The 22,867-nt window shown below is 69.0% G+C and carries 24 protein-coding genes; 15 read left to right on the forward strand and 9 right to left on the reverse strand.

The window, feature by feature from the left end; translation table 11 throughout:
- Positions 1 to 24 precede the first annotated feature (24 nt).
- The 4 genes from ACLFA2_RS09545 to ACLFA2_RS09560 all read right to left on the reverse strand — a co-directional run bounded on the left by ACLFA2_RS09545 (position 25) and on the right by ACLFA2_RS09560 (position 3,054).
- Positions 25 to 1,341: a sensor histidine kinase gene (locus ACLFA2_RS09545; RefSeq protein ID WP_426621175.1), complete on the reverse strand. Its 1,317-nt coding sequence runs from the start codon at positions 1,339 to 1,341 to the stop codon at positions 25 to 27.
- Positions 1,334 to 2,011: a response regulator transcription factor gene (locus tag ACLFA2_RS09550; RefSeq protein ID WP_021199465.1), complete on the reverse strand. Its 678-nt coding sequence runs from the start codon at positions 2,009 to 2,011 to the stop codon at positions 1,334 to 1,336. The genes ACLFA2_RS09545 and ACLFA2_RS09550 overlap by 8 nt, the downstream gene beginning before the upstream one ends.
- Positions 2,012 to 2,083: 72 nt before the next feature.
- The gene (locus ACLFA2_RS09555; RefSeq protein WP_167255087.1) at positions 2,084 to 2,617 is read right to left on the reverse strand and encodes a putative immunity protein; all 534 of its coding nucleotides are present in this window, start codon (positions 2,615 to 2,617) and stop codon (positions 2,084 to 2,086) included.
- 2 nt (positions 2,618 to 2,619) lie between these two features.
- Positions 2,620 to 3,054 (reverse strand): DUF6194 family protein, encoded by a 435-nt coding sequence (locus ACLFA2_RS09560; protein ID WP_426621176.1) that lies wholly within the window; start codon positions 3,052 to 3,054, stop codon positions 2,620 to 2,622.
- A 67-nt stretch (positions 3,055 to 3,121) separates the two neighbouring features.
- Here ACLFA2_RS09560 and ACLFA2_RS09565 point away from each other — a divergent pair, with 67 nt between their 5' ends.
- Positions 3,122 to 3,868, forward strand: a complete 747-nt coding sequence (locus tag ACLFA2_RS09565) for a MerR family transcriptional regulator (protein WP_426621177.1) — start codon at positions 3,122 to 3,124, stop codon at positions 3,866 to 3,868.
- Here ACLFA2_RS09565 and ACLFA2_RS09570 read toward each other — a convergent pair.
- Positions 3,852 to 4,601 carry a DeoR/GlpR family DNA-binding transcription regulator gene (locus ACLFA2_RS09570; protein ID WP_029267972.1) on the reverse strand — a complete coding sequence of 250 codons (750 nt, stop codon included), beginning with the start codon at positions 4,599 to 4,601 and terminating at the stop codon, positions 3,852 to 3,854. The genes ACLFA2_RS09565 and ACLFA2_RS09570 overlap by 17 nt on opposite strands.
- A gap of 54 nt (positions 4,602 to 4,655) precedes the next feature.
- On the opposite strand from ACLFA2_RS09570, the gene ACLFA2_RS09575 reads away from it, so the two are divergent.
- The gene (locus ACLFA2_RS09575) at positions 4,656 to 5,024 is read left to right on the forward strand and encodes a hypothetical protein (RefSeq protein WP_021199470.1); all 369 of its coding nucleotides are present in this window, start codon (positions 4,656 to 4,658) and stop codon (positions 5,022 to 5,024) included.
- 17 nt (positions 5,025 to 5,041) lie between these two features.
- Positions 5,042 to 5,218: a hypothetical protein gene (locus tag ACLFA2_RS09580; protein WP_021199471.1), complete on the forward strand. Its 177-nt coding sequence runs from the start codon at positions 5,042 to 5,044 to the stop codon at positions 5,216 to 5,218.
- 73 nt (positions 5,219 to 5,291) lie between these two features.
- Here ACLFA2_RS09580 and ACLFA2_RS09585 read toward each other — a convergent pair whose 3' ends face one another.
- The gene (locus tag ACLFA2_RS09585; RefSeq protein ID WP_136024745.1) at positions 5,292 to 6,674 is read right to left on the reverse strand and encodes an LLM class flavin-dependent oxidoreductase; all 1,383 of its coding nucleotides are present in this window, start codon (positions 6,672 to 6,674) and stop codon (positions 5,292 to 5,294) included.
- Positions 6,675 to 6,795: 121 nt separating this feature from the next.
- On the opposite strand from ACLFA2_RS09585, the gene ACLFA2_RS09590 reads away from it, so the two are divergent.
- From ACLFA2_RS09590 to ACLFA2_RS09620, 7 genes are all read left to right on the forward strand, one after another.
- Entirely contained in the window at positions 6,796 to 8,253 is a 1,458-nt protein-coding gene (locus ACLFA2_RS09590) for an adenosylhomocysteinase (protein WP_426621178.1), read from the forward strand.
- The gene (locus tag ACLFA2_RS09595) at positions 8,250 to 9,545 is read left to right on the forward strand and encodes an amidohydrolase family protein (protein WP_167255093.1); all 1,296 of its coding nucleotides are present in this window, start codon (positions 8,250 to 8,252) and stop codon (positions 9,543 to 9,545) included. The genes ACLFA2_RS09590 and ACLFA2_RS09595 overlap by 4 nt, the downstream gene beginning before the upstream one ends.
- The gene (locus ACLFA2_RS09600) at positions 9,542 to 9,970 is read left to right on the forward strand and encodes a cupin domain-containing protein (protein WP_167255095.1); all 429 of its coding nucleotides are present in this window, start codon (positions 9,542 to 9,544) and stop codon (positions 9,968 to 9,970) included. Before ACLFA2_RS09595 ends, ACLFA2_RS09600 begins: the two co-directional genes overlap by 4 nt.
- Positions 9,971 to 10,047: 77 nt before the next feature.
- A complete protein-coding gene (locus tag ACLFA2_RS09605; RefSeq protein ID WP_167255097.1) occupies positions 10,048 to 10,899 on the forward strand; it encodes an ABC transporter substrate-binding protein in 852 nt (283 codons plus the stop codon).
- Positions 10,896 to 11,762: an amino acid ABC transporter permease gene (locus tag ACLFA2_RS09610; protein WP_029260707.1), complete on the forward strand. Its 867-nt coding sequence runs from the start codon at positions 10,896 to 10,898 to the stop codon at positions 11,760 to 11,762. The genes ACLFA2_RS09605 and ACLFA2_RS09610 overlap by 4 nt, the downstream gene beginning before the upstream one ends.
- Positions 11,759 to 12,496 carry an amino acid ABC transporter ATP-binding protein gene (locus tag ACLFA2_RS09615; RefSeq protein ID WP_021199478.1) on the forward strand — a complete coding sequence of 246 codons (738 nt, stop codon included), beginning with the start codon at positions 11,759 to 11,761 and terminating at the stop codon, positions 12,494 to 12,496. Before ACLFA2_RS09610 ends, ACLFA2_RS09615 begins: the two co-directional genes overlap by 4 nt.
- 130 nt (positions 12,497 to 12,626) lie before the next feature.
- Positions 12,627 to 13,994, forward strand: coding sequence for a heparan-alpha-glucosaminide N-acetyltransferase domain-containing protein (locus ACLFA2_RS09620; protein ID WP_167255099.1), 1,368 nt, complete (start codon positions 12,627 to 12,629; stop codon positions 13,992 to 13,994).
- A 67-nt stretch (positions 13,995 to 14,061) separates the two neighbouring features.
- Here the strand turns inward: ACLFA2_RS09620 and pnuC are convergent, their stop codons facing one another.
- Positions 14,062 to 14,775, reverse strand: coding sequence for a nicotinamide riboside transporter PnuC (gene pnuC, locus ACLFA2_RS09625; RefSeq protein ID WP_021199480.1), 714 nt, complete (start codon positions 14,773 to 14,775; stop codon positions 14,062 to 14,064).
- Positions 14,772 to 15,305 (reverse strand): GNAT family N-acetyltransferase, encoded by a 534-nt coding sequence (locus tag ACLFA2_RS09630; protein ID WP_029267951.1) that lies wholly within the window; start codon positions 15,303 to 15,305, stop codon positions 14,772 to 14,774. The genes pnuC and ACLFA2_RS09630 overlap by 4 nt, the downstream gene beginning before the upstream one ends.
- A 235-nt stretch (positions 15,306 to 15,540) precedes the next feature.
- Between ACLFA2_RS09630 and ACLFA2_RS09635 the strand changes: the two genes are divergently transcribed.
- The 4 genes from ACLFA2_RS09635 (at position 15,541) to ACLFA2_RS09650 (ending at position 20,130) form a co-directional block, all read left to right on the forward strand.
- Positions 15,541 to 15,990 (forward strand): peptidase inhibitor family I36 protein, encoded by a 450-nt coding sequence (locus ACLFA2_RS09635; protein WP_029260703.1) that lies wholly within the window; start codon positions 15,541 to 15,543, stop codon positions 15,988 to 15,990.
- Between the two features lie 29 nt (positions 15,991 to 16,019).
- Positions 16,020 to 16,892: a hypothetical protein gene (locus ACLFA2_RS09640; protein WP_029260702.1), complete on the forward strand. Its 873-nt coding sequence runs from the start codon at positions 16,020 to 16,022 to the stop codon at positions 16,890 to 16,892.
- Between the two features lie 63 nt (positions 16,893 to 16,955).
- Positions 16,956 to 18,185, forward strand: coding sequence for a peptidoglycan-binding protein (locus tag ACLFA2_RS09645; RefSeq protein WP_426621179.1), 1,230 nt, complete (start codon positions 16,956 to 16,958; stop codon positions 18,183 to 18,185).
- 1 nt (position 18,186) lies between these two features.
- On the forward strand, positions 18,187 to 20,130 hold the full coding sequence (locus tag ACLFA2_RS09650; RefSeq protein WP_426621180.1) for an ATP-binding cassette domain-containing protein: 1,944 nt from the start codon (positions 18,187 to 18,189) through the stop codon (positions 20,128 to 20,130).
- A 51-nt stretch (positions 20,131 to 20,181) separates the two neighbouring features.
- Here the strand turns inward: ACLFA2_RS09650 and ACLFA2_RS09655 are convergent, their stop codons facing one another.
- Positions 20,182 to 21,381 carry a hypothetical protein gene (locus ACLFA2_RS09655; protein ID WP_426621181.1) on the reverse strand — a complete coding sequence of 400 codons (1,200 nt, stop codon included), beginning with the start codon at positions 21,379 to 21,381 and terminating at the stop codon, positions 20,182 to 20,184.
- Positions 21,382 to 21,464: 83 nt separating this feature from the next.
- Between ACLFA2_RS09655 and ACLFA2_RS09660 the strand changes: the two genes are divergently transcribed.
- Positions 21,465 to 22,814: a DUF222 domain-containing protein gene (locus ACLFA2_RS09660; protein ID WP_426621182.1), complete on the forward strand. Its 1,350-nt coding sequence runs from the start codon at positions 21,465 to 21,467 to the stop codon at positions 22,812 to 22,814.
- Positions 22,815 to 22,867 lie beyond the last annotated feature (53 nt).

A 22,867-nucleotide genomic window follows, 5' to 3' on the forward strand; every position in this document is an offset into this window, starting at 1 on the left:
TTCAGGAACCGGACTTCCGGCCGGTCAGGTGCTGAGGGGGAGAGCGAGGACGAAGCGTGCGCCGCCCCAGCGGGAGTCGTCGACCGTGAGGGTTCCCCGACTGCGGGTGGCGATGCCGCGGGCGATCGCGAGCCCCAGTCCGCTGCCTCCGGCGTCGCGGCTGCGGGCTTCGTCGAGGCGCACGAAGCGCTCGAAGATGCGCTCGCGTTCCTCGGCCGGCACCCCGGTGCCGTCGTCCTCGACCGTGACGAACACGTGGCCGTCGGACGGGATAACCCCGATCGCGATGCGTCCTCGGCTGTGGCGCACGGCATTGTCTGCAAGGTTGCGCACCAGTTGGCCGAGCAGGCGCGGGTCTGCGTGCACCCTTGCGGCTTGGACGCCGGAACCGTCGACGTCGAGCCCGGCCGCACGCAGCCGGCGCACCTCGCTGAGCGCGATGTCGTCGAGGTCGACCGCTTCGTCCAGCGTGCTCGCGCCTTCGTCGAGACGGGCGAGCAGCAGCAGCGATTCGACGATCCCCTGCAGTCGCAGCCCTTCCTCCGACACGACCTCGGCGAGTTCGCCGATGCTCGTCACGTCGGGGTGGGCCTGGGCGAGCTCGGCGTGTTGACGGATGGTCGCGAGCGGGGATCGCAGTTCGTGCGAGGCATCCGAGACGAAGCGCCGTTGCGCGGTGGCCGCGGCGTCGAGTCGGTCGAGCATGCCGTTCATGGTGGTCGCGAGTGCGGCGATCTCATCCGCGGTCTCCGGCACCGGCACCCGCTGGTGCAGGCGCTCGGCGGTGATGCCGTCGACCTCTTCGCGGATGCGCTCGACAGGGCGGAGCGCGCGACCGACCACGAGCCAGGTGGTCACGGCCACGAGCAGCAGCAGCAGGGGGACCGCGATGGCGAGCAGCGTCGCGACCGTCGCCAGGGTCTCGGCATCGTCATCCATCGAGACGGCGAGCACGAGCGTCTGATCGCCGTCGATGTCTTCCGAGACCACCACGACGGTGTCGCCGTCGACGGTGGTCGTCTGCGGGTCGTCATCGGCGGGGAGCGGCGTCGAACCCAGCTTGTCGCGAGCCTCCTCGCTCGCCGCGCGTACCGACCCGTCCGGACCGAGGATCTGCAGGATCTCGTCGTCGAGCGCGTCCACGCCCTTGCCGCCCGGCCCACCGGCACGTTCGGCGAGCTCGCTGAGCCGCTGCTCCGCGGCGCGTTCGGTGCTGTCGTCGATGCTGGCGCTGAGGACGCCGTAGAACGAGAAGGCGCCGATGAGCAGTGCGACGGCCACGACGACGGTCGCTCCGAGCGTGGTCCTGCCGCGCACCGAGCGCCAGCCGCGGCTAGCCACCGTTCGCCGCCAGCCGGTAGCCCGCACCGCGGATGGTCTCGATGGCCTCGCGTCCGAAGGGCTTGTCGAGCTTGCGGCGCAGGTGTCCGACGTAGACCTCGACGATGTTGGGGTCGCCGTCGAAGTCGTCGTCCCAGACGCCGTCGATGAGAGCCCGCTTCGACAGCACCTGGCCGCGATGACGCATGAGGTACTCGAGCACCGAGAACTCCCGTGCGGTCAGGGTCACGGGCGTCTCCCCGCGCCAGACGCGGTGCGCGGCGGGGTCGAGTCGGAGATCGCCGGCTTCCAGAACGGCCGGACGGGCGACGGCACCGCGGCGCACGAGGGCCCGCAGGCGTGCGACGAGGATCGCGAACGAGAACGGCTTGGTGACGTAGTCGTCGGCGCCGGTCTCGAGCGCCTCCACCTGATCCCACTCGCCGTCCTTCGCCGTGAGCATCAGCACGGGCGTCCAGTTCTCCTCGGCCCGAAGCGCCTCGCACACCTTCCAGCCGCTCATGCCGGGCATCATGAGGTCGAGCACGATCGCGTCGTACCGCGTCTCGCGTGCGCGCCAGAGTCCGTCGACGCCGTTGTGCGCCACGTCGACGGCGAAGCCCTCGGCCTCGAGGCCGCGGCGTACGCCCTCGGCGAGACGCACCTCGTCGTCCACCACCAGGATCCGCATCCCTCCAGTGTGGTGGCTCCACGCTGAATCCGGGCTGAAGCGGTCGCCTCGCCATACTCCGACTCGAAGAAGTCAGTCGGCGAGAGCAGCCTGGATCTCACGGATCACTTCGCCGAGGGTGCCGGAGTCGAGCAGCCCGGGGCCGAGCGGGCCGGCGGAGTCGGTGCCGAGGGGCGGCAGGCGTCGGAGTGCGGTGGCGGCGTCGACGGAGAGCATGCGGAGCTGCCATCGCACCTCTTCGACACGTGCTCCGCGAGCATTCGGGTGGGCCAGCTCGACGGCCTTCGCGGCGTAGGCGGCTGCTCCGAGCGCGTGCGCGCCCATGTGTGCTACTCCTGCGGCCTGGGCTGCCGAGCGGGCCGCGGCGACTCCGGCGGGCGATGTGGCGCTGTGGGCAGCCCGGCCGGCGACGAAACGTCGACGGATCTCGCCCGCAGCCGTGAGCTCGCCCCGCGCGAACGCCCGTGCCCTGGCGATGGCGTCCCGGGCCCGAGCGTCGTCGGGCGCCTCGGCCTCGAACAAGGGCAGCACCCGCTCTGCGCAGTCGGCGGCCCACACCGCGACGGTGCGGCGGTCCGCGTCGGTCATGCCCTGTGGGGTCGTCATGCTCACCTCGCTCGGCGTTCGATGCGTGATCGTGCGGCCTCGTGCGCCTCGCGAAGAAGGGTGAGCACCGCATCCGCCGTCCGTTCCGCAGGGTTGATCACGCACACCCAACCGGACATGCCGTAGAGCGGATGCCGGTGGAACACGTCGGCCTCGGTCGGATCGGCGTCAGCATCCACGATCGACTCGGTCTGTGCGCGCCCGACGTGGATGTTCACCCGGAAACGTCCTGGAGCGTCCAAGGCGGACGAGGTTTCGTCCGGATAGTCCTTCGTGATGATCGTCCCGTACGGCTGGGTGCGCTCCGGCATCCGCCCATCGGGTGCGTAGTAGAGGTAGGCGTCTCCCCATGACAGCTCCGGAAAGTCGCTGCCTGCTTCGGGCTCGACGATCAGGACACCGTCGAGCCCGCGGACCGTCTCGATGATCTTCTGCATTTCCATCCTTCAATGGTGAGGTGGAAGTGCTTATGTGGACTTCTGTCCGTAAACGAAGGGGGAGAAGGTGCAGAACCCTCAAGAGGCGACATTCACGACGGTGCAGCTCGGACGGCTCGCCGGATACTCGACTCAGCAGGTGCGCGACCTCGAGAGTCTCGGCGTCATCCCTGTCGCGGAGCGCGGCGTGAACGGCTATCGCCGGTACCGGATGCAGCACGCCACGGCGCTGCGGGCCTATCGCGCGATGGCGGCCGCACTCGGACCGGTACCTGCTCGCCGGTTGATGCCCGTATTGATCGGCGGCTCGATCGAGGCTGCCGCCGAGGGGATCGACGATCTTCATGCGGAGCTCGCTCACGAGCGCTCCCGAGTGCGCGAGGCACTGAGGGGGCTCGACGTCGCGGTGGCCGAGGCCGACGACGTGTTCGCCGACGACGACGCGATGACCATCGGTGAACTCGCCCAGGCTCTCGGGGTGCGCTCCTCGGCGCTGCGCCACTGGGAGCGCGAGGGGCTCGTGCATCCGCTTCGTGGCACCGCGTCGACGCGTTCGTACGGCTCCGCCGCGATCACCGAGGCGCGAGTCGCAGCCGCCCTTCGCTCCGGCGGCTACGGCATCCCGGCGATCGCCCGCATCCTCGACGAGGTGCGCACGCACGGTCGCACCTCCGAAGTCCAGCGGATCCTCACGGAGAGGCTGGCCGACCTCACGCGCCGTAGCGTCGCCCTGCTCGGTACCGCGGGGCACCTGCACGACCTGCTCGCCGGCCGTCTCCCCGGGGCGGGATCGTCGGTCACTCCCGAGCGCTGATCAGTGCGGCGAGCCGCTCGACGATCGGACTCGCGTCGAGCGGATCGGTGATGATCGCGGTGATCGCCTCGAACGGGAGGACAGGAAAGCGAGCGGCGGCACCGACCTTCTCTTCGCTGGCCAGCACCACGGTCTCCGTGCACCGCGAAGCGAGTGCCCGCTTCGTCACCGCGTCGTCGAGCTCACCCGTCGTGAGACCGTGCACGGGATCGACGCCGGTCACGCCGAGGAAGAACACATCGGCGGCGAGGTGCTGGATGGCCTCCATCGCGAGTCCTCCGCCGGTGACCAGGGAGTGCCGGGTGAGTTCCCCGCCGATCATGACCACACGGGCGTCGGAGTGTTCGGCCACGGAGAGCGCGACGACGGGACTCGGGGTGATGACCGTGATGCCGGCGCCGGAGGGGAGCAGCCGAGCCATCGCGAGGGTCGTGGTCCCGGCGTCCAGCACGATCGTCGCTCCGGGACGGATGCGCGCGACGGCCGCACGTGCCACCCGCTCCTTGCTCTCGGTCGCGAGGCCGTGCCGGTCGCGCACCGGTCGTTCGGGCTCGGGGATCGGCAGGGCGCCGCCGTACACCCGCTGGAGCTTCCCCTCCTCGGCGAGTTCGCGGAGATCTCGGCGGATGGCGTCTTCCGACACTCCGAGCTCGTCGGCCACCGCTTTCGCGACGACGCGTCCGTCGCGGGCGAGAAGGTCGAGCAGGTGGTCCTTGCGTTGCGCAGCGAGCATTTGTTCCCTCACGAAGTTGCACGATTGTGCATGATTCAGACTACAGTCATCTCCATGACGAAGCCACTCCTGATCCTCATCGCCGGCCCCTATCGCTCCGGGACGAACGGCGACCCCGACCTCATCGCCCGGAACCTCGCGCGCCTGGAGGAGGTCTCGGGCCCGATCTTCCGCCTCGGCCACGTGCCGATGATCGGGGAGTGGGTCGCGCTGCCGATCCTGCGCACGCTCGAGCCGGCCGACTCCGATGCCGATGCCGATGCCGGTGACGTCATGTACGAGACCGCGCACCGCCTGCTGCAGCACTGCGACGCCGTGCTGCGCCTGCCGGGGGAGTCGTCCGGTGCCGACAAGGACGTCGAGATCGCGCAGCAGCGCGGGCTGCCGGTCTACCGCTCCCTCGAGGAGATCCCCCGGCGGTGATTCCGTAGGCTGGAGGTATGACCAAGAACCTCTGGACCATCCTCGGCGTCATCCTCGCCGTCGTGATCGCGTGGTGGATCGTGAGCGCCCTGTTCTCGGTCCTCGCGTTCATCTTCAAGCTCGCGATCGTCGCGGTCGTGGCCGTGGTGGTCTTCCTCGTCCTGCGTGGGATCTTCGCCCGCAGCGACGACTGACCCACGGCCGTCGAATCGCGCACCTGGTCGCCGATTCGCCGCGGAAGCGACCACGTCCGCGATTCGAGAGCGGCTACGCCTTGGCGAACGTGCCGACCCGGTATTTCGCGGCGCGGTGCGTGTCCTGCACGCGGTCGCCACGGCCGTGGAGCTTGTTGCGGAGCGTCCCGGGTGCGTATTCCTCGGGGTAGGCGCCGCGCTCGCGCAGCACCGGGATCACGTGCTCGATGATGTCCTGCCAGGTGCCGGGGGTGACCGCGTAGGCGAGATTGAAGCCGTCGATGTCGGTCTCGTCGACCCAGGACTGCAGCTCGTCGGCGATCTCAGTGCCGGATCCGACGATCGTGGGCCCGAGGCCGCCGATCGCGTTGTGGCGTCCGAAGTCGCCGACCGTCCACTCGCGACCGAGGTCGGCCTCTTCCTTGAGGTGCTGCAGCACGGACTGGATCGCGTTGGACTCGACGTTCCCGACCGGCTCGTCTTCGGCGTACTGCGACAGGTCGACGCCCATCCATCCCGACATGAACGTGAGCGCGCCCTCGGGGCTCGCGTAGGAGAGGTACTCGGCGTGCTTCGCCGTCGCCTCCTCGCTCGTCGCGGCGGTGATCACCGTGAGCAGTGTGTAGATGCGGGCGTCGTACCGGTCGCGGCCCGCCGCTTCGAGGGCATCGCGGATGCGCTTCACGGTGCCGGCGAGCACCTCCTTCGAGGGCGCGGCGACGAAGATGGCCTCGGCGTTCTCGGCCGCGAACTTCACGCCCCGCGGGCTCGCGCCGGCCTGGTAGATCACCGGCGTGCGCTGCGGCGACGGCTCGGAGATGTGGATGCCGGGAACGCTGAAGTGCTTGCCCTCATGCCCGATCGGGTGCACCTTGCCCGGGTCGGTGAAGATGCCGCGCTCCCGGTCTTCGACAACGGCGTCGTCTTCCCACGAGCCCTCCCAGAGCTTGTAGAGCACCTCGACGTATTCGTCCGCATGGTCGTAGCGGTCGTCGTGCGCGAGTTGGTCTTCCTGGCCCATGTTGCGCGCGGCGCTGGGCAGGTAGCCGGTCACGACGTTCCAGCCGACACGGCCCTGCGTGAGGTGGTCGAGTGTGCTCAGCCGGCGCGCGAACGGATAGGGGTGCTCGAACGCGGTGCCGGCCGTGATGCCGAAGCCCAGGTTCTCGGTGACGGCCGCCATCGCGCTCACCAGCAGGATCGGGTCGTTCACCGGCACCTGCGCGCCGTTGCGGATCGCGGCCTCGTTCGTGCCGCCGTACACGTCGTAGGTGCCGAGCACGTCGGCGATGAAGATGCCGTCGAAGGTCGCGCTCTCCAGCAGCTTCGCCAGATCGGTCCAGTACGAGATGGTGTTGTACTGCCGCGACCGGTCGTCGGGGTGCCGCCACAGGCCGGACGACTGGTGGGCGACGCAGTTCATGTCGAAGGCGTTGAAGCGGATCTGACGGGTCATGGGCTCCATGAAAGGCGAAGGGCGCCGGGGAATCCAGGGTCGCCGACACGCGCCGACACATTCGGGTGCGACAGCCTCCGCTCTGGCAGTCGGCACACCCGGCGGGCTCTACCCTTGACTGGTGACCGACGAGACCGCGACAGCCCAGCGTCTGGTGCGGCGCTTCGCCCGCGAGACCAACCTGCTCGTGGCCGGTCGCGACTTCTCCGTCGTGGGAACGGATGCCGTGGCCGACGAGCTGCGTCGACTGCTGCCCGCTTTCGGTGCGCATCTCGGAAGCACCGGCACGGTCGGCCACGGAGTCGTCTTCGCACCGGGTGCGACGCCCGAGATCCTGCTCGACGGCAAGGCTCTCCCGGCGCGTGAGACGGCTCACGACCGTGTCGATGCGGCCGGACGTCACATGCCCGTCGCCACCGATCGCGCGCGACGCCTGCGCGAGGCCGGCACGGTGAAGGGTGTGCGGATCGGCATCGCGATGGTGCTGGAGCCGAAGACCGCCCAGCTCGCCCTGCTGCTGCGGGATGCCGGAGCGACGGTCGCCGTCTACGCCCACCCGGATGAGATCGACGTCGAGGTCGCCCAGGTGCTGCGATCCCGCGGAATCCCCGTCGACGGTGACCCGGCCCTGTCGGCAGCTGCGGAGCGCGCCGCCGCCGTGGCCTTCCTGTGCCGCGGCTTCGACCTGCTGCTCGACGACGGCTCCCACCTGATCCGTCTCGCGCACGAGGAGGGTCTCGCAGCCGCGCTGCGTGGGGCGGCGGAGGAGACCACGAGCGGACTCACGCCGCTGCGGCTCATGGAGCGCGAGGGGCTGCTCGAGATCCCCGTGATCGCGGTGAACGACGCCCTGACCAAGACCTCCTTCGACAACCGCTACGGCACCGGCCAGTCGTGCGTGTTCGCGATCGCCGATGCGCTGGACGCCGCAGGCATCGACCTCCGCGACCAGCCTGCCGTCGTCGTCGGCTACGGCCCGGTCGGCGAGGGCGTCGCCGCGCACCTGCGTGCCCTCGGCGTGCAGGTCGGCGTCGCCGAGACCGATCCGGTGCGTGCTCTCCGAGCCGCGCACGACGGCTATCGGATCGGACGACTGCACGACCTCGCCCCGGGAGCGCTCGTCGTCTCGGCCACCGGGGCGCCGCACACCGTCGACGCCGAGGTGCTGCGAGCGGCGGCGATCGTCGCGGTCGCGGGCGGGGTTCCACACGAGGTCGACCTCGACCCTGCGACGCTGCGACCGTACGCGGGCGAGAGCGGCGCATCCTCTCCGTTCGTCGAGCGCGCCGGCGAAGGTGCGCTCGTGATCGCCCGAGGCGGGTGCGTGAACCTCTCCGCCGGTGAGGGCAACCCGATCGAGATCATGGACCTCTCGTTCTCGGTGCAGCTCTTCGCCGTCGAGCACCTCCTCGCGCACGATCTGCCCGCCGGCGTGCATGCGCTGCCGCCCGAGACCGACACCGTCATCGGCACGGCCGCTCTCGCCCTGCGCGGCGCGCCCATCGACCAGCGCAGCCCGGCGCAGGTCGAAGCGCAGCGCGAGTGGCGCTCGCCGCGATTCCGAGGAGCATCCGCATGACCGCCGTGACCGTCTACTCCGCAGGGCTCGTCGTGCCGATCACCGCGCCGCCGATCGTCGACGGCGCGGTCGCGGTGCGCGACGGCCGCATCATGCACGTCGGAGAGCGCGAGTGGGTGCTGCGGTCGCTGTCCGAACGGGGCATCGCCGCCGACGAGGTGCACTGGCCCGGCGTCCTGACCCCCGGGCTCGTGAACGCGCACACGCACCTGCAGTACACCGGCATGGCCTCGGTCGGGCGCGGGCAGTACGACGGCTTCGACGACTGGGTGCGCGCTTTCGACCCGGTGTACGAAGGCGGTCGCGACTGGGCGGCGGATGCGGCCGACGGTGCGATGCAGGCGCTGCGTTCCGGCACGACGGCCGTGGCCGATGTCGTGACCGATCGTGCGGCGGCGACCGCGCTGCACGATGCCCGACTGCACGGCATCACCTACTGGGAGGTGATGAGCTGGACCAACGCCGACTGGGCCCGTACCGGGCGTGCGCAGGTGGAGCAGGCGCTCGACGCCCTGCCGACCCCGCCGGGGACGGGCCTTTCACCCCACGCCCCCTACTCGCTCGACATCGAGCCGCTGCTGGAGATCCCCGACATCGTGCGCGAGCGCGGCGGACGCATCCACATCCACCTCGGCGAGGCCGCGTTCGAGAGCGAGTTCGCGCACGAGCACCCGCAGGCGTGGCACACCGCGGGGCTCGCCAGCTTCCAGGAACTGCGCAAGGCGGGATTCGGCACCAGCGCCACCGAGTTCGTCGATCAGCTCGGCGTGCTCGGGCCTGACTGCCACATCGCGCACGGCGTCTACATGAGCGCCAGGGACCGCGCCATCCTGCGGGAGCGTCGCACGACGGTGGCCCTGTGCCCGCGGTCGAACGCCGTCATCGGACTCGAGGAGCCGCCGATCGCCGCGTACCTGCGCGAGGGCAGCCCGATCGCCGTCGGCACCGACTCGCTGTCGTCGAGCCCGTCGCTCGACGTGCTGGCCGACGTGGCGGAGCTCGCGCGCATCGCCCGCTCGCAGGGGTACACCGACCGCGACCTGCACGCGCGGCTGCTCGGCGCCGCGACCCTCGGCGGTGCGCACGCCATGGGGATCGACGTCGGTCCCGACCGCACCGGGTACCTCGCGGTGGGGGCACTCGCCGACCTCACGTTCTTCGACGTCCCATCCGGCCCCGATGCCGTGGTCGAACTCGTCGAGCACGGGGCGGGTCGCACGGCCGCCACCATCATCTCCGGCGAGGTCCGCTACGCCGTCGACTCCTTCCCCGAAACCGGAGCACCCGCATGACGCAGCGCCCCGCGACCGCCGAGCGGCTCGACCTCGCCCCGCATCCGGAAGGCGGCTGGTTCCGCCGCACCTGGACGAGCCCGCTTCCCGTCGAGACGCCGAACGGTCAGCGGCCGGCGGCCACCTGCATCCACTACCTCCTCCTGCCATCGGAGAAGAGCGAATGGCACGTCGTGACCAGCGACGAGCTGTGGCTGTGGCACGGGCCGGGCCGACTCGAACTCCGCCTCGGCGGAGACGGTGCGGAACCGGGCGAGGGGACGGCGATCGTGCTCGGCCCCGGAGAGGCGGCGCAGGTGCGTGTGCCGGCCGGTGTCTGGCAGGCCGCGAGGCCGCTCGACGCCGACGAGGTGCTGGTGTCGTGCTTCGTGTCCCCAGGTTTCGACTTCGCCGATTGGCGACTCGCCGCATCGCCTACTCTGTAGAGGCAGACCGTGTCTGCAGAGGCAGACCCGTCCTGCCTCGCCGTCTTCTCCATACCCTTTCTCGCCCTGGAGTCATCGTGCCCTTCGCTCCCGCCCTCCGCCGCGCTGCAGCCGTCGCCGCTGCTGCCGCAGCCGTCGCCCTCACCCTCTCCGCCTGCAGCTCGCCGTCCACCGGCTCCGGCAGCGGAGACGGCTCGGGCCTTCCGACCGTGACCGAGGGCAAGCTCACGATCGCGACCGGCGAGCCCAACTACGAGCCGTGGTTCGTCGACGACGACCCCTCCAACGGTGAGGGCTTCGAAGGCGCCGTCGCCAACGCCGTCGCCGAGCAGCTCGGCTACACGGCCGACGACATCGTCTGGGTGCGCACCACCTTCGACGGCGCCATCGCACCGGGCCCCAAGGACTGGGACATCAACCTGCAGCAGTTCTCCATCACGGATGACCGCAAGAAGGCCGTCGACTTCTCGTCGCCGTACTACACGACCACGCAGGCCGTCGTCGCGGTCGGCGGCTCGCCCGCGGCATCGGCGACCACGATCGACGAGCTCAAGGCCACCAAGGTCGGCGTGGCCAGCGGGACCACCAGCTACACGGTCGCCAAGGCCCAGCTCGGCGAAGCGAACCTCAACGTCTTCAACTCGGTCGACGACGTGGTGCTCGCGCTCAAGGGCGGGCAGATCGACGCCATGATCACCGACCTCCCCGGCGCCTTCTACGTCGTCGGTGCCCAGCTCGACGACGGCGTGGTGACCGGTCAGTTCGCCGACGCGAACGGCGGCGACGACTTCGGCATCGTCCTTCCCAAGGGCTCCGCGCTCACGGCCGACGTCACCAAGGCCGTCGACGCCCTGCGCGACGATGGCACGCTCGACGAGCTGCAGCAGAAGTGGCTCAGCGACGCGGTCGACGTCCCCGTCCTGAAATGACCTCGACCTCCGTCGACGCGGAGTGGCAGCCGAGCGAACTCGAGCTGTCACGCCGCGCTCTGCGGCGTCGGGCGACCACCCGATCCATCCTGATCGCGTTCGGCAGCAGCATCGCCCTGTTGGCGGTGCTCGTCGTCGTCGTCGTCAACACCCCCGGCTGGGCGATCGTCAGCCAGACGTTCTTCGATCCGCAGGTCGCGCTGGAGAGCATCGGTCCGATCTTCCAGGGACTGCTCGTCAACCTCCTGGTGCTCGTCATCGCCGTGGTGTGCGTCGCGATCCTCGGCACGCTCCTGGCTACCATGCGCTCGCTGCGCGGCCCGGTGTTCTTCCCTCTGCGCGCGATCGCCGCGGCCTACACCGACTTCTTCCGTGGCATCCCGCTGCTGATCGTGCTGTACCTCGTGGGGTTCGGCATCCCCGCACTGATGATCTTCCCGCGCATGCCCCCGATGTTCTGGGGCACGATCGCGCTGGTCCTCACCTACTCCGCCTATGTCGCCGAGGTGCTCCGTGCAGGCATGGAGGCCGTGCATCCCTCGCAGCGCATCGCCGCGCGGTCGCTCGGGCTGACCCACGGGCAGACGCTCCGGATCGTCGTGATCCCGCAGGGCGTGCGCAAGGTCGTCCCCGCCCTCATGAACGACTTCGTCTCGATGCAGAAGGACGTGGGGCTGATCTCGGTGCTCGGCGCCGTCGATGCGGTCCGTGCGGCACAGCTGATGGTCGCCGAGACCTACAACTTCACACCGTACGTCGTCGCCGGCCTCATGTTCATCGTGCTCAGCTGGCCGATGATCCGCCTGACCGATGTCGTCACCGCGCGTCTGAACAAGCGCGAGCAAGCCGGAGGAGTCGTATGAGCGTGCCCGTGATCGAGGCCAGGGGTGTGCGCAAGCGCTTCGGCGATCATGACGTGCTGCGCGGCATCGACCTCGCGGTCGGCACGCACGAGGTGGTCGTGCTGATCGGCGCGTCCGGCTCGGGCAAGTCGACCCTCCTCAAGACCATGAACCTCATCGAGGGCATCGACGACGGGCAGATCTTCCTCTCCGGCGAGGACATCACCGACCCGCGGGTGGACGCCGACGCGGTGCGGGCCCGGATCGGGGTCGTGTTCCAGCACTTCAACCTGTTCCCGCACCTGACCGTGCTCGACAACGTCACGCTCGCCGCCGTGCGCGTGCACGGCATGCGCAAGACGGAGGCGCGCGCCCAGGCACGCGCGTTGCTCGACACGCTCGGCCTCGGCGCCAAGGCCGACGAGTACCCCGACCGGCTCTCCGGCGGACAGCAGCAGCGCGTGGCGATCGTGCGCGCGGTGCTCACGCAGCCCGAGGTGCTGCTGCTCGACGAGATCACCAGCGCCCTCGACCCGCAACTGGTGGGCGAGGTGCTCGATCTGGTGCGACAGCTGAAGCAGCAGGGCGCCACGATCGTGATGGCGACCCACGAGATGTCGTTCGCGCGTGAGGTCGCCGACCGCATCGTGTTCCTCGAGCACGGTGTCGTCGTCGAGCAGGGACCGCCCTCCCAGGTGTTCGATGCCCCGCAGCAGGCGGCCACCGCGGAGTTCCTGGCGCGCGTGCAGCACTGACGCCCGGCGGGAAGCGCGCGGCGTCGACGCTCATCCGCTCGACGGATCGAAGCGGTACTGAGGGTGGATGCGCGCCCTCGGAGGCGCGTGCTGAGCTTGAGGTCTCCGCCGATTCCTCGAGAGGTCCCACGTGAGCACGCCCCACATCATCCCGTCTTCCGCCGCGCCGACGGCCGACGCCTCCGCGGCCGACTCCGGCGACGGCCCACGCCGCGGCGGAGGCGCCTCCACACGTCGGCGCCGCATCGTCGGCGTCGACGTCGCGCGCGGACTCGCCCTGGTGGGGATGTTCGGCGCACATCTGATGGTCGCGAGCGGTCCCGACCTGACCCTGACCGACCCGTCGACATGGCTGGACATCGTCAACGGTCGCTCCTCGATCCTGTTCGCCCTGCTGGCCGGGGTCTCGCTCGCGCTGATGACGGGCGGTGCCCGTACCGCGTCACCGGACGAGCTCCGGAAGATCCGGTTGCGCCTGGTCGGTCGCGGGGCGGCGATCTTCGTGATCGGGCTCGTGGTCGAGCTGCTGGGCTCGGGAATCGCCGTGATCCTCACGCTCTACGGCGTGCTGTACATCCTGGCGGCGTTCACGGTGCACCTGCGCACCAGAGTGCTGGTGATCGCGGGGGCGGCGCTCGCCATCCTCGGTCCGCCGCTGCTCGCCCTGATCGGCACGCTCTCGCCGGATCTGGGCGGCCCGGGGCTGTCGCTGGTGCTGTTCGGCACCTACCCGATCACGGTCTGGGCTGCGCTGCTCTGCGCTGGTCTCGTGATCGGACGCCTCGACCTGACCCGGGTGAAGACGGCAGTCGTCATGCTCGTCTGCGGAGGACTGATCGCGATCGGCGGTTACGCGCTGGGTGCGCTCCTCACGTCGCCGCCGCAGGAAGTCGCGTCGTCGAGCTCCACGTCCGGTTCGGGTTCGGGTTCGGGTTCGATGAGCATGATCCCCGGGGACGAGGTCGACGTCTCCGGACTGGCGTGCCAGACCAGTGACGGCGTCGTCGTCTGCTTCTCGCCCGAGAAGGCCTCGCTGTTCACGGACGACGGCGCCGGCATCGAAGAGGGGCAGTCGTACATCGATCGCGTGGCTTCGGAGGACCCGCCCGCGAAGATGCTCGAAGCGGTCATCAGCGTCTCGGCGCACTCCGGCGGCGTGCTGGAGGTGCTGGCATCCGGCGGCTTCGCGGTGGCCGTCCTCGGCCTGTGCCTGCTGGTGACCCGGTATGCGCGGTGGGCCGTTCTCCCGCTGGCGGCCTATGGCGCGGTTCCGCTCACCGGCTACGTCGTCCAGGCGATCCTCATCCTGGCGGGGGCGGCGACCTGGCTGCCCAACCCGGTGCTGCCGTGGATCGCGCTCTCACTGCTCATGATGGCCGGCGCGCTCATCTGGACGCGCACGGTCGGCAAGGGGCCGCTCGAACGACTCACGGCGTGGGCGGCCGACGCCATGGCGCTGACAGCGAAGACGACGCGCACGGCGAAGCGCCGGGACTGAAGACGGCCTCGTGTCGAGGAGGGGCGACATCGAGGCGGCGGAGGGGGGCGTCCGGGGGGAGGGGAGCTCAGGCGAGCTCTTCCTCCTCCGGCCGTCGCGGGCTCGGGTCGGGCGGCAGGATCTCGATCGGATGCGCGGCGGTGCGCTGCGCCCGCCACCAGATCACAAAGCCGATCGCGGTGAAGACGCCGTAGAAGACGTACATGAAGCCGGTGGCGTAGTAGCCGGAGCTGAACAGCAGCGGCACCCCGACGACGTCGACAGCGATCCAGACCAGCCAGAACTCGGTCCAGCCCTTCGCCATGCCGTAGGTGGCCAGCAGCGAGCCGACGAACGTCCAGGCGTCGGCCCACACCGGCTCCCACGATCCCAGCAGGCGGAACAGCGGGGTCAGGGCGACCGTGCCGACGATCATCACCAGCACCATGCCGATGCGGGCGCTCGTCGGCGCCCAGCGCGGGACCACGCGTCCGCCGTCGAGGTTCCGCCAGCGCACCCATCCGTAGATGGCGACCGCGATGAACATGATCTGCCGCCCGGCCTGGCCGAGCAGGTGCGGCAGTGACGGATCGGGGCTGAGAGCGGAGCCGAGGAAGACGGTGAGCAGCAGCAGGTTGCCGATGATGCCGACCGGCCATGCCCACACCTTGCGTCGCATGCCGCCGAGCGCGCTGGCGAGACCGAACGCGTTGCCCACGACCTCCCGCACCAGGAGTGTCTGCCCGCCGGGCAGCATCCACTGCGAGTTGAAGGCGTCGACGAACCACTGCAGCAGGTTCATGGTCGGGATCCGGCGTCGGGTTCGGGGCGGTCGTCGAGCACCCGCTGCAGCATGCTCAGGTCGAGCCAGCGTCCGAACTTGGCACCGACCTGCGGCATGCGTCCGACCTCGACGAAGCCCAGGCGCTCGTGCAGGGCGATGGAGGCGGCGTTCCCGCTTTCGATCCCGGCGATCATCACGTGCATCCCCGCGTCCCGCGCACGATCGACGAGCGCCGACATGAGGGCGGTGCCGATGCCGCGACCGTGCTGGCCGTCGAGGACGTAGACCGAGTGCTCGACCGTGTGGCGATAGCCGCTGTGCGGACGCCATTGCGCGTACGACGCGTAGCCCAGCACCCCCGTGTCGTCGACGGCGACGATGACCGGGTAGCCGCGGGCGGTGCGATCGGCGAGCCAGGCGACGCGGTCGGCGAGGTCGACCGCCTCTTCGTTCCAGATCGCGGTGGTGTGCAGCACGGCATGGTTGTGGATCGCGGTGATGGTCTCGAGATCGGCGGTCTCGGCGTCCCTGATTCGCACGGCTGTCATCGGCGGGCGTTCTCTCTTCTTCTGCGCTTCGGGTGCGCATCCTTCTTCGGCGCTTCGGGTGCGCATCGCCGACGCTAGCAGGAGGAACGGGCGCTGGGCGTGCTGCGGCCGAACAGTTACGGGGGCGACGTGCGGGCACCGCGCTTGTCCCCCGAACGGCCTACAGACGCGCACACGAACCATGTCTACTGTGTAGAACGTATTGTTTTAGTTGACGGGTGCATCGGAGGATCTCATGTCTTTGGAACACGCGCGTCGCGCAACCTGGCGCACAAGAGCGGCCAGCGCGCTGATCGCACTCGTCCTGTCCGGGGTGGGAGTTCTCGCATTGGCGGGCCCTGCCGCAGCCGCGCCGAGTGATTGCCCATCCGGGTACACGTGCAGTTACTCGGGTTACAACTACACCAACGACGCATGGCAGCAGCCGTCCACGCACAAGTTCGCGAACTGCGTGGATGTCATGGCCATCGGCTGGAGGTCCTACGGCGACGTCATCTCCTCCACCTTCAACAACGGGCGCTCCCAGAACTCCTACCTCTACAAAGGACAGAACCAGACAGGAGGGAAGGGCCTCCTTATCCTCCGGGGGCAGGGCTTCGGCAATGTGGGTAGCTACAACGACGAGATCGAGTCGGGATACTTCAGCGGCACCCTCAGTAGCGTTGGTTCGGCTCTATGCCGGTGACTTCTCCGCGCGTAGGTGGCCGCCTGGTCATGGCGACCGTCCTTGCGGTCACGGTTGCCGGGGGTCTGGTGGGGTGTACCGCGTCCGACAGTGAGGCGGATGCGGGGGTGAGGAATCAAGCGGCTTGGAAGATGCCTCTTGATGAGTTCGTCGTGTATTCCCCGGACCTGGACAACTATGCGGAGCAGTTGTTGATCTCGGATTGTCTGGGTGCGCAGGGGTATGAGTGGCCGGTGCCGTGGCAGGATACCGACTTCCCCCGTGCGGAAGACTTCAACCGGGTGGGTCTGCGGCTGTTCAATCTGGAACTGGCAAAGAAGTGGGGTTACCATTTCGCGCGGCTGGATGATCCGGAGAGCGCTGAGCTGTGGTTGACATACACAGAGACAGTGGATTCGTACTTTCCGAATCAGGAACTGGATGACGCGCTCGTGGCCTGCACTGACAAGATCCGCGCGAAAGACAAGGACTTCGCATCCACCGCCGACGGGCTGAACTACAACGCTGAGCTATCCGCCCAGGCTTGGGACATCGTGGAGCAGGATCCGGATGTGGTCAAGGCGGTGAAAGCCTGGCGGGAGTGTCTGACCCCACGGGTGGATTACGCGGTGACTCAAGAGCAACCTTGGGAAGGAGCTCCTTATGAGGTGGCAGAGGTGTGGGGTGCGGTGACCGGGTCGTCGTCCGCGCCTTCGGCGGAGGAGCTTGCTGCGGCTGTTGCTGATGCGGAGTGCCAGGAGTCGAGTGGGTGGGCCTCGCTCTGGTATGAGCGGAATTGGGAGGAGCAGGAGAAGCTCGTCGCGGAGAACAGGGACAAGCTCGATCGGATCCGTGCGGACGCGATCGAACGGAAGAAGAAGCTGTTGACGATCGTGGCGGAGAACGCGCCAGCCGCGCCCTAGAGAGGCGGCGCGAGAGTTGGCTCGGTAACGAGCCTTGGCCGATCAGTGAGTGATGAGAGTCCGATGGATGAAGTAGCTGTGCCGGAGACGGCGAGACGGTCACGCTGGATCGTCGTGATCGTCGTGATCGCCGTGGTGCTGATTGTGGCGCTGATCGGTGCCGGGTTTTGGTTTGCGGCGCAGTTCCAGTCGTCGGCGCAGCAGGAGGCCAACGCCAAGGCGCCCGCCCCCGGGCCGGTCTTCGCAGAGGTCACGCAGGGGGCGCTGGCTGGCGAGGTCGGCTTCACCGGGCAGGCGGGGCCGTCGACGCAGACTCCGGTGACGGTGCTCCCTGTCGCGGAAGCGTCGCTCACCGTCGTCACCGAACGCCCACTGGCGACGGGTGCGACCGCTTCTTCGGGGCAGGTTCTCACCGAGGTCAACGGGCGCCCTCTCTTCGGTGTGCAGTCGGCCTTCTCCTTCTACCGCGACATGGGCGTCGGGGATCGTGGCCCGGATGTCGAGGCATTGCAGGCTGCACTCGTGGCGCGGTCGTACCAGCTCAACGCCGATGGGCGGTTCGGAGGCGAGACGGCTGCGGCGGTGAAGCGCTGGTATCAGGACAATGGCTATGAGGCCCCCACTCGCAGTGCCGCGGCGGAGAAGACGAGCTCGGAGGGGGGCGAGAAGGCGCCGGATCCGAGCGAGAAGGCGCCGGCTGCCGAGGGGTATGTTCCTGTCGCCGAAATTCTGGCGATGCCTTCTGCGTCCGCGCAGGTCGTGAAAGGTGTTCAGGTCGGGCAGCGTTTGGCGGCGGAGGGTGTGCCGGACTTCATCCTCGGGTCGGCGGATCTGGTGGTCACGATCACGGTTCCCGTCACCGATCTCGGGGATGTGGTCGCAGGAGACGCGGCTGTGATCTCGATCGGTGGCACTGAGGTCGAGGGCATCGTGGGAGACATCCGCCCCTCTGACTCGGCCGAAGACTCAGAGGGATCGGGCTCGAACGGTGATGCGGAACAGGCCGCACCCGAGGTCACTTTCGCCGTGGTTCCGAAAACAGCGCTGCCGGGGTCGTCGGGGCGGGCGCGGGTGGCGGTGATCAAGCAGATCGTGGCCGAGGACGCGCTGATCGTCCCGGTTCTCGCCGTGTCGGACCGGGGGCCTGACAAGAACGTTCTGACGAAGCAGCAGGCCGACGGAACGCTCCTCGAGGTGCCGGTCACAGTCCTGGGCACACTGCAGGGCGAGGTAGCCGTCGAGCCGCGCGACGAAGGTGCCCTGAAGGCCGGCGAACTGGTTCGAGTCGGTTGACGTGTCGCTGATTCAGTTGCGGGGAGTGCGTCGGACGTACTCCTCGGCGGGTCGGCCCGAGGTCGATGCGCTTCGCGGCATCGACCTGGAAATCGACCAGGGGGAGTTCGTTGCGATCGTCGGGCCATCGGGCGGTGGCAAGACGACGCTGATGAACATCCTGGGGCTTCTCGACGACCCGACGGCGGGTAGTTATGTTCTCGACGGCGAGGAAGCTCGTGCCGGCGACGGTCGCCGCGCGGCGAGCGTGCGCGCACGGAAGATCGGATTCGTGTTCCAGGCCTTCCACCTTCTCGAGGCCAGGCCGGCCGTCGACAGTGTCGAGTTGAACCTGCTCTACCGGGGCGTGCCCCGTGTGGAGCGGCGTGAGAGCGTTCTCGGCGCCATCGACTCTGTCGGCCTCGCAGACCGCGCCTTCCAAAGCACCTCGACACTGTCGGGCGGGCAGCGTCAACGCATCGCCATCGCCCGTGCGATCGCCGGGGATGCGAAGCTGATTCTCGCCGACGAGCCGACCGGTAACCTCGACTCGGTCAACGCCGCCCGGGTTCTCGATGAGCTCGAACGTATCAATCGCGATGGGGCGACGGTCGTCGTCGTCACTCATTCGGCCGAGGTCGCGGCACGGGCGCGTCGTGTGGTCCACATCGCCGACGGTGCGATCGTGTCCGACGAGCGACAGTCCGGCAGCGGAGCGAGTACGGCATCGAAAGCCCCTGCGGACGGGCCGCCGGCTTCTCCTTCGAATGATGCCCGCACGTCCCGCACGAGAGAAGATGAGCGGGTGCGGCTCACCGGGCGCATCCGGTTCGCCGACATGCTTCGCGACGCCTGGGCATCCGTGACGTCGAGAAGGTATCAATCGATCGGACAGGGGCTCGCCGTCGCCATCGCCGTGGCATTGACGATCACCACTCTCGGGCTTGCGGCATCGGCGCGAGCGCAGGTATCCGCCACATTCGATGCCCACCTGAATCGTGAGGTCTCGGCGACGTGGTCGACGGGGGCCAAGAACTCGCTTCCGCCCGAGGAGGTTCCGCAGGCGATCGAGCGACTCAGCGGAGTGGATGCGGCTGCGGTCGTCATCGATCTCAACGTCAGCACGGTCTCGACGTTCGCGGAGGCACGCCAGATCCGGCCGCACGTCGCCATCGGAGACATCGTCGGCGCTGCGCGTCTCACCGTCGACGAGGCACCGTGGCATGAGGGACCTCTGGCTGCCGGTGAGGCCTACGTCGGAGATCTTCTCGCGAAGGACATGCAACTCAGCAGAATCGACGGCGCCCCCACGATCTCGGTTGATGGCATCACCTATGTCGTCGCCGGCATCATCACCAAGTCCGCGCGCCTCCCCCTGCTCCGCGGTGAAGTGGTCGTCGGACCCCGCGACGACATCACGGCGAAAGGGGCCGTCGACGTGACGATGTTGGCCGTGACTTCCTCCGGCGCAGCGCAGCAGGTCGCCAAGCAGTTGCCTTCGGCACTGAACCCGTACGAGCCGGACCGGATCGTCGTCGCTGCGCCGACCGATTCTGCACAGTTGAGAGGACAGGTCGAACAAGGGGTGCAGGCCACCCTCACCGCGTTCACGCTGCTCGCGCTGATCGTCGCGATCGCCGCACTCATGAACGCCACGCTCCTCGCTGTCAACGCACGCCGGGGTGAGATCGGCATGCGCAAAGCGCTCGGAGCCCGAGACCGACAGATCGGGGAACTCATCACCCTCGAATCCGCAATCGTCGGTGTCGTCGGAGGGGCTGCAGGTCTCGTGCTCGGCATGGCGGCAATCCTCGTCGTCACCGTGAGCCAACGATGGGCCCCCGTGTTCGACATCGTGCTGCTTCCGATCGCCATCGCTGTCGGCCTGATCGTCGGTGCCGGGGGAGGCGGACTGGCCTCCATCCGCGCCGCGCGTCTGCGCCCCGCGGAGAACCTCCGCAGCTGACATCCTCGCTGGACGCCGTCCGGGCGTGCTGCGACCGAACAGTTACAGAGCTCAGCCTGCCGTCGTCGTGCTGACGGCTTCGCGCACGAGGATCGCACGCCGCATGTCGGCCATGATCGGGTCGAAGAAGCGCTCCCGGTAGCGGGCCTCGCTCACGGCGGAGAACACGAAGGGGAGGGCGGCGATCACCGAGAGCAGGGTGGCCGCCTTGAGCAGGTTGACGGTGAGCGGCAGCTTCGCCCCGAAGAACTCCAGCGGCTGCACCGCGAGGGGCTGTGCGGTGCTTCCGGGTCCGAGCCAGATGCCGACGACGCCCGTGGGGACGGCGATGCCACCGATCACGATCAGCAGCGCCGCGAGGAGTCCGGCGAAGAACAGGGCCTGCACCAGCTGCGCCACGGTCATCGCGAGCAGGATGTTGATGCGCTGCGGCGCGCGCAGCCGTGCCGGAGTGCCGTCGGCGACGGGGCGGCCTTCGGCGGGCGTGCCGATGAGAAGGGTGGCTCGCTGTTCGGCGCTCGGTGCCTGCGCGTCATCGTCGATCTCGGAGGCGCTGACCCGCAGCACGACGATGCCCGCGAGCACCGCGACGACGAGGCCGAGCAGGGCGATAGACCCCCAGGAGAGGGCGGATGCCATCTGCCAGACCTCGGCCGAGAAGAACGAGAACACGACGAGCATGAGGATGACCGGGAGGGCGATCGACGCCATGTGGCCTATCGCCGAGGCGTTGCGCACCGCGAGGCGCGAGGCCCAGGAGATCATGGCCCCTCCGCCCATGCCGGTCACCAGGATGCAGAGGCCGAGCACCAGGATCGTGCGGAGGACCGGCCCGACGGTCGCGTCGGGCTGGGCGATGTAGCCGTAGACGATCGTGAAGGCGAGGCACGAGGCGATCAGGACGAGCGCGACCGCGGTGCCGATGCCCACCGGGAGGCGACGCAGCAGGGTGCGCACGAGGTAGTAGGCGGCCCACGCGAGCCCGATCGCGAGCAGGAAGATCACGACGGCGAAGAGGACGAGCAGGATCTCCCACTCCGTGGAGTCGTCGTCGAGGGCGAAGTCGAAGACGACCTCGAGCCCGTCCTGGAAGAGGTACGCGGCCACCGCGACCCACGCGATCAGTGGCGCGACACGGCGGGGGAGGTCGGTGAACCAGCGGCGCAGCGGAACGAACGTCGGAAGGCCCTGTTCACGGAACCAGCGGTCGGCATCGCGCTTCGTGCTGCGCAGCTTCGGGGACGCGGACATGGCGATGAGACTACGGCAATGACGAGGCGCGGAGTTATCCACAGGCTTTCCTGAAATTCGAACATATCTTCTAAGATAGAGGTATGGCGAACCCGCATCTGAACCCGCTCCTCGAGGCGATGACGTACCTCGAAGACGCGTGGGGCGATGCGACGAACGCGGCCGATCTGAGCCGCGCGCAGCTGCTCGATGCGCACCGGGCGATGGGACTGGTACAGCGTAGGCTCGACGGCATCCATGCCGAGATCGCGGCGGGCATCGCGCGGGAATCGCGTCCGGAACTGGGGTCTGCGGGTCTCGCGAAGCAGCAGGGATTCCGCAACTCGGCGACCATGATCGCCGCCACGACCGGCGGATCGACGGGCGATGCGGTGCGGCTCGTGAAGGTGGGGGAGGCGACCGCGCCGCGGGTGAACATCATCGGCGAGAAGCTGCCCCCGCGGTACCCCGAGGTGCAGCGGGCGATCGGTGCCGGCGAGCTCAGTGCGGCGGCCGTGGCGCTGATCGTGGCCCTGCTCGACCGGGCGCGTGTGAAGGCCGGGATCGAGCAGATCGTCGATGCCGAGCGACTGCTCGTCGAACGTGCGGCAGGGCTGTCGCTCGATGACGTGCGCAAGCTCGTCGTGCACGCCGAGGCCTGGCTCGACCCCGACGGCGTGGCTCCGCGCGAAGGTGAGGCCCGGTCGCGGCGCTCGCTGACGATGTTCGAGCGCGACGGATCGCTGCACCTGACCCTGCAGACCGACATCACGTCCGGCACTCCCGTGAAGGCGGCGATCCAGGCATACGTGACGGCCACGTTCCAGGCGCGGGCGCACGTGCTCGACCCCGAAGCGCCCGATGCCGACCGTCGTACGGTCGCGATGATCCAGGCCGATGCGCTCGTCGAGATCTGCGCGCATGCGAGCGGATGCGACAACGGCGGGCTTCCGGTATCCGGTGCGACCGTCGTCGTCCGCGTGGGGCTCGACGACCTGACCGCCGGCACCGGATTCGCGACGGTCGACGGCCTCGATGGGCCGGTCAGCATCGCCTCATGTCGTCGGATGGCGGCGGGTGGGGGCATCATCCCCGTCGTGCTCGGCGGTGAGGGCGAGATCCTCGACTGGGGGCGTGAGAAGCGGCTGTTCACCCGCGCCCAGAGGCTCGCGCTCGTAGAACGCGACGGCGGTTGCGTGATGTGCGGGCTGCCCCCGCAACTCACCAGGGCGCATCACCTGCGCTGGTGGCAGCGGGATGCCGGACCGACCGATCTCGACAACGGAGTGCTGCTCTGCGAGAGCTGCCATCATCGCATCCACGACAACGAGTGGGAGATCAGGATCGAGGGACGGGGGTTCGCGGCGCGGGTGTGGCTCATTCCGCCGCTGCACGTCGACCCCGAGCGCAGGCCGAGGCTCGGCGGCCGAGCCCGGTACGACATCGCGGCGTGAGTGCGCCGGCGTGGATTCGTGTTCTGGCCTGTGCGGACAGTCGTGTCTCGATG

It is taken from the genome of Microbacterium sp. As-52, assembly GCF_049949185.1.
In the GTDB taxonomy this organism is placed as follows: domain Bacteria; phylum Actinomycetota; class Actinomycetes; order Actinomycetales; family Microbacteriaceae; genus Microbacterium; species Microbacterium maritypicum_A.

What these genes read in the sequence shown, in the direction of transcription:
- ACLFA2_RS09555 (WP_167255087.1), bottom strand. Translation starts at nt 2,617, where the DNA reads ATGACGACCCCACAGGGCATGACCGACGCGGACCGCCGCACCGTCGCG.
- ACLFA2_RS09640 (WP_029260702.1), top strand. Translation starts at nt 16,020, where the DNA reads ATGGCGACCGTCCTTGCGGTCACGGTTGCCGGGGGTCTGGTGGGGTGT.
- ACLFA2_RS09630 (WP_029267951.1), bottom strand. Translation starts at nt 15,305, where the DNA reads ATGACAGCCGTGCGAATCAGGGACGCCGAGACCGCCGATCTCGAGACC.
- ACLFA2_RS09575 (WP_021199470.1), top strand. Translation starts at nt 4,656, where the DNA reads ATGACGAAGCCACTCCTGATCCTCATCGCCGGCCCCTATCGCTCCGGG.
- ACLFA2_RS09645 (WP_426621179.1), top strand. Translation starts at nt 16,956, where the DNA reads ATGGATGAAGTAGCTGTGCCGGAGACGGCGAGACGGTCACGCTGGATC.
- ACLFA2_RS09560 (WP_426621176.1), bottom strand. Translation starts at nt 3,054, where the DNA reads ATGCAGAAGATCATCGAGACGGTCCGCGGGCTCGACGGTGTCCTGATC.
- ACLFA2_RS09595 (WP_167255093.1), top strand. Translation starts at nt 8,250, where the DNA reads ATGACCGCCGTGACCGTCTACTCCGCAGGGCTCGTCGTGCCGATCACC.
- ACLFA2_RS09585 (WP_136024745.1), bottom strand. Translation starts at nt 6,674, where the DNA reads ATGACCCGTCAGATCCGCTTCAACGCCTTCGACATGAACTGCGTCGCC.
- ACLFA2_RS09600 (WP_167255095.1), top strand. Translation starts at nt 9,542, where the DNA reads ATGACGCAGCGCCCCGCGACCGCCGAGCGGCTCGACCTCGCCCCGCAT.
- ACLFA2_RS09635 (WP_029260703.1), top strand. Translation starts at nt 15,541, where the DNA reads ATGTCTTTGGAACACGCGCGTCGCGCAACCTGGCGCACAAGAGCGGCC.
- ACLFA2_RS09550 (WP_021199465.1), bottom strand. Translation starts at nt 2,011, where the DNA reads ATGCGGATCCTGGTGGTGGACGACGAGGTGCGTCTCGCCGAGGGCGTA.
- ACLFA2_RS09655 (WP_426621181.1), bottom strand. Translation starts at nt 21,381, where the DNA reads ATGTCCGCGTCCCCGAAGCTGCGCAGCACGAAGCGCGATGCCGACCGC.
- ACLFA2_RS09660 (WP_426621182.1), top strand. Translation starts at nt 21,465, where the DNA reads ATGGCGAACCCGCATCTGAACCCGCTCCTCGAGGCGATGACGTACCTC.
- ACLFA2_RS09570 (WP_029267972.1), bottom strand. Translation starts at nt 4,601, where the DNA reads ATGCTCGCTGCGCAACGCAAGGACCACCTGCTCGACCTTCTCGCCCGC.
- ACLFA2_RS09580 (WP_021199471.1), top strand. Translation starts at nt 5,042, where the DNA reads ATGACCAAGAACCTCTGGACCATCCTCGGCGTCATCCTCGCCGTCGTG.
- pnuC (WP_021199480.1), bottom strand. Translation starts at nt 14,775, where the DNA reads ATGAACCTGCTGCAGTGGTTCGTCGACGCCTTCAACTCGCAGTGGATG.
- ACLFA2_RS09610 (WP_029260707.1), top strand. Translation starts at nt 10,896, where the DNA reads ATGACCTCGACCTCCGTCGACGCGGAGTGGCAGCCGAGCGAACTCGAG.
- ACLFA2_RS09615 (WP_021199478.1), top strand. Translation starts at nt 11,759, where the DNA reads ATGAGCGTGCCCGTGATCGAGGCCAGGGGTGTGCGCAAGCGCTTCGGC.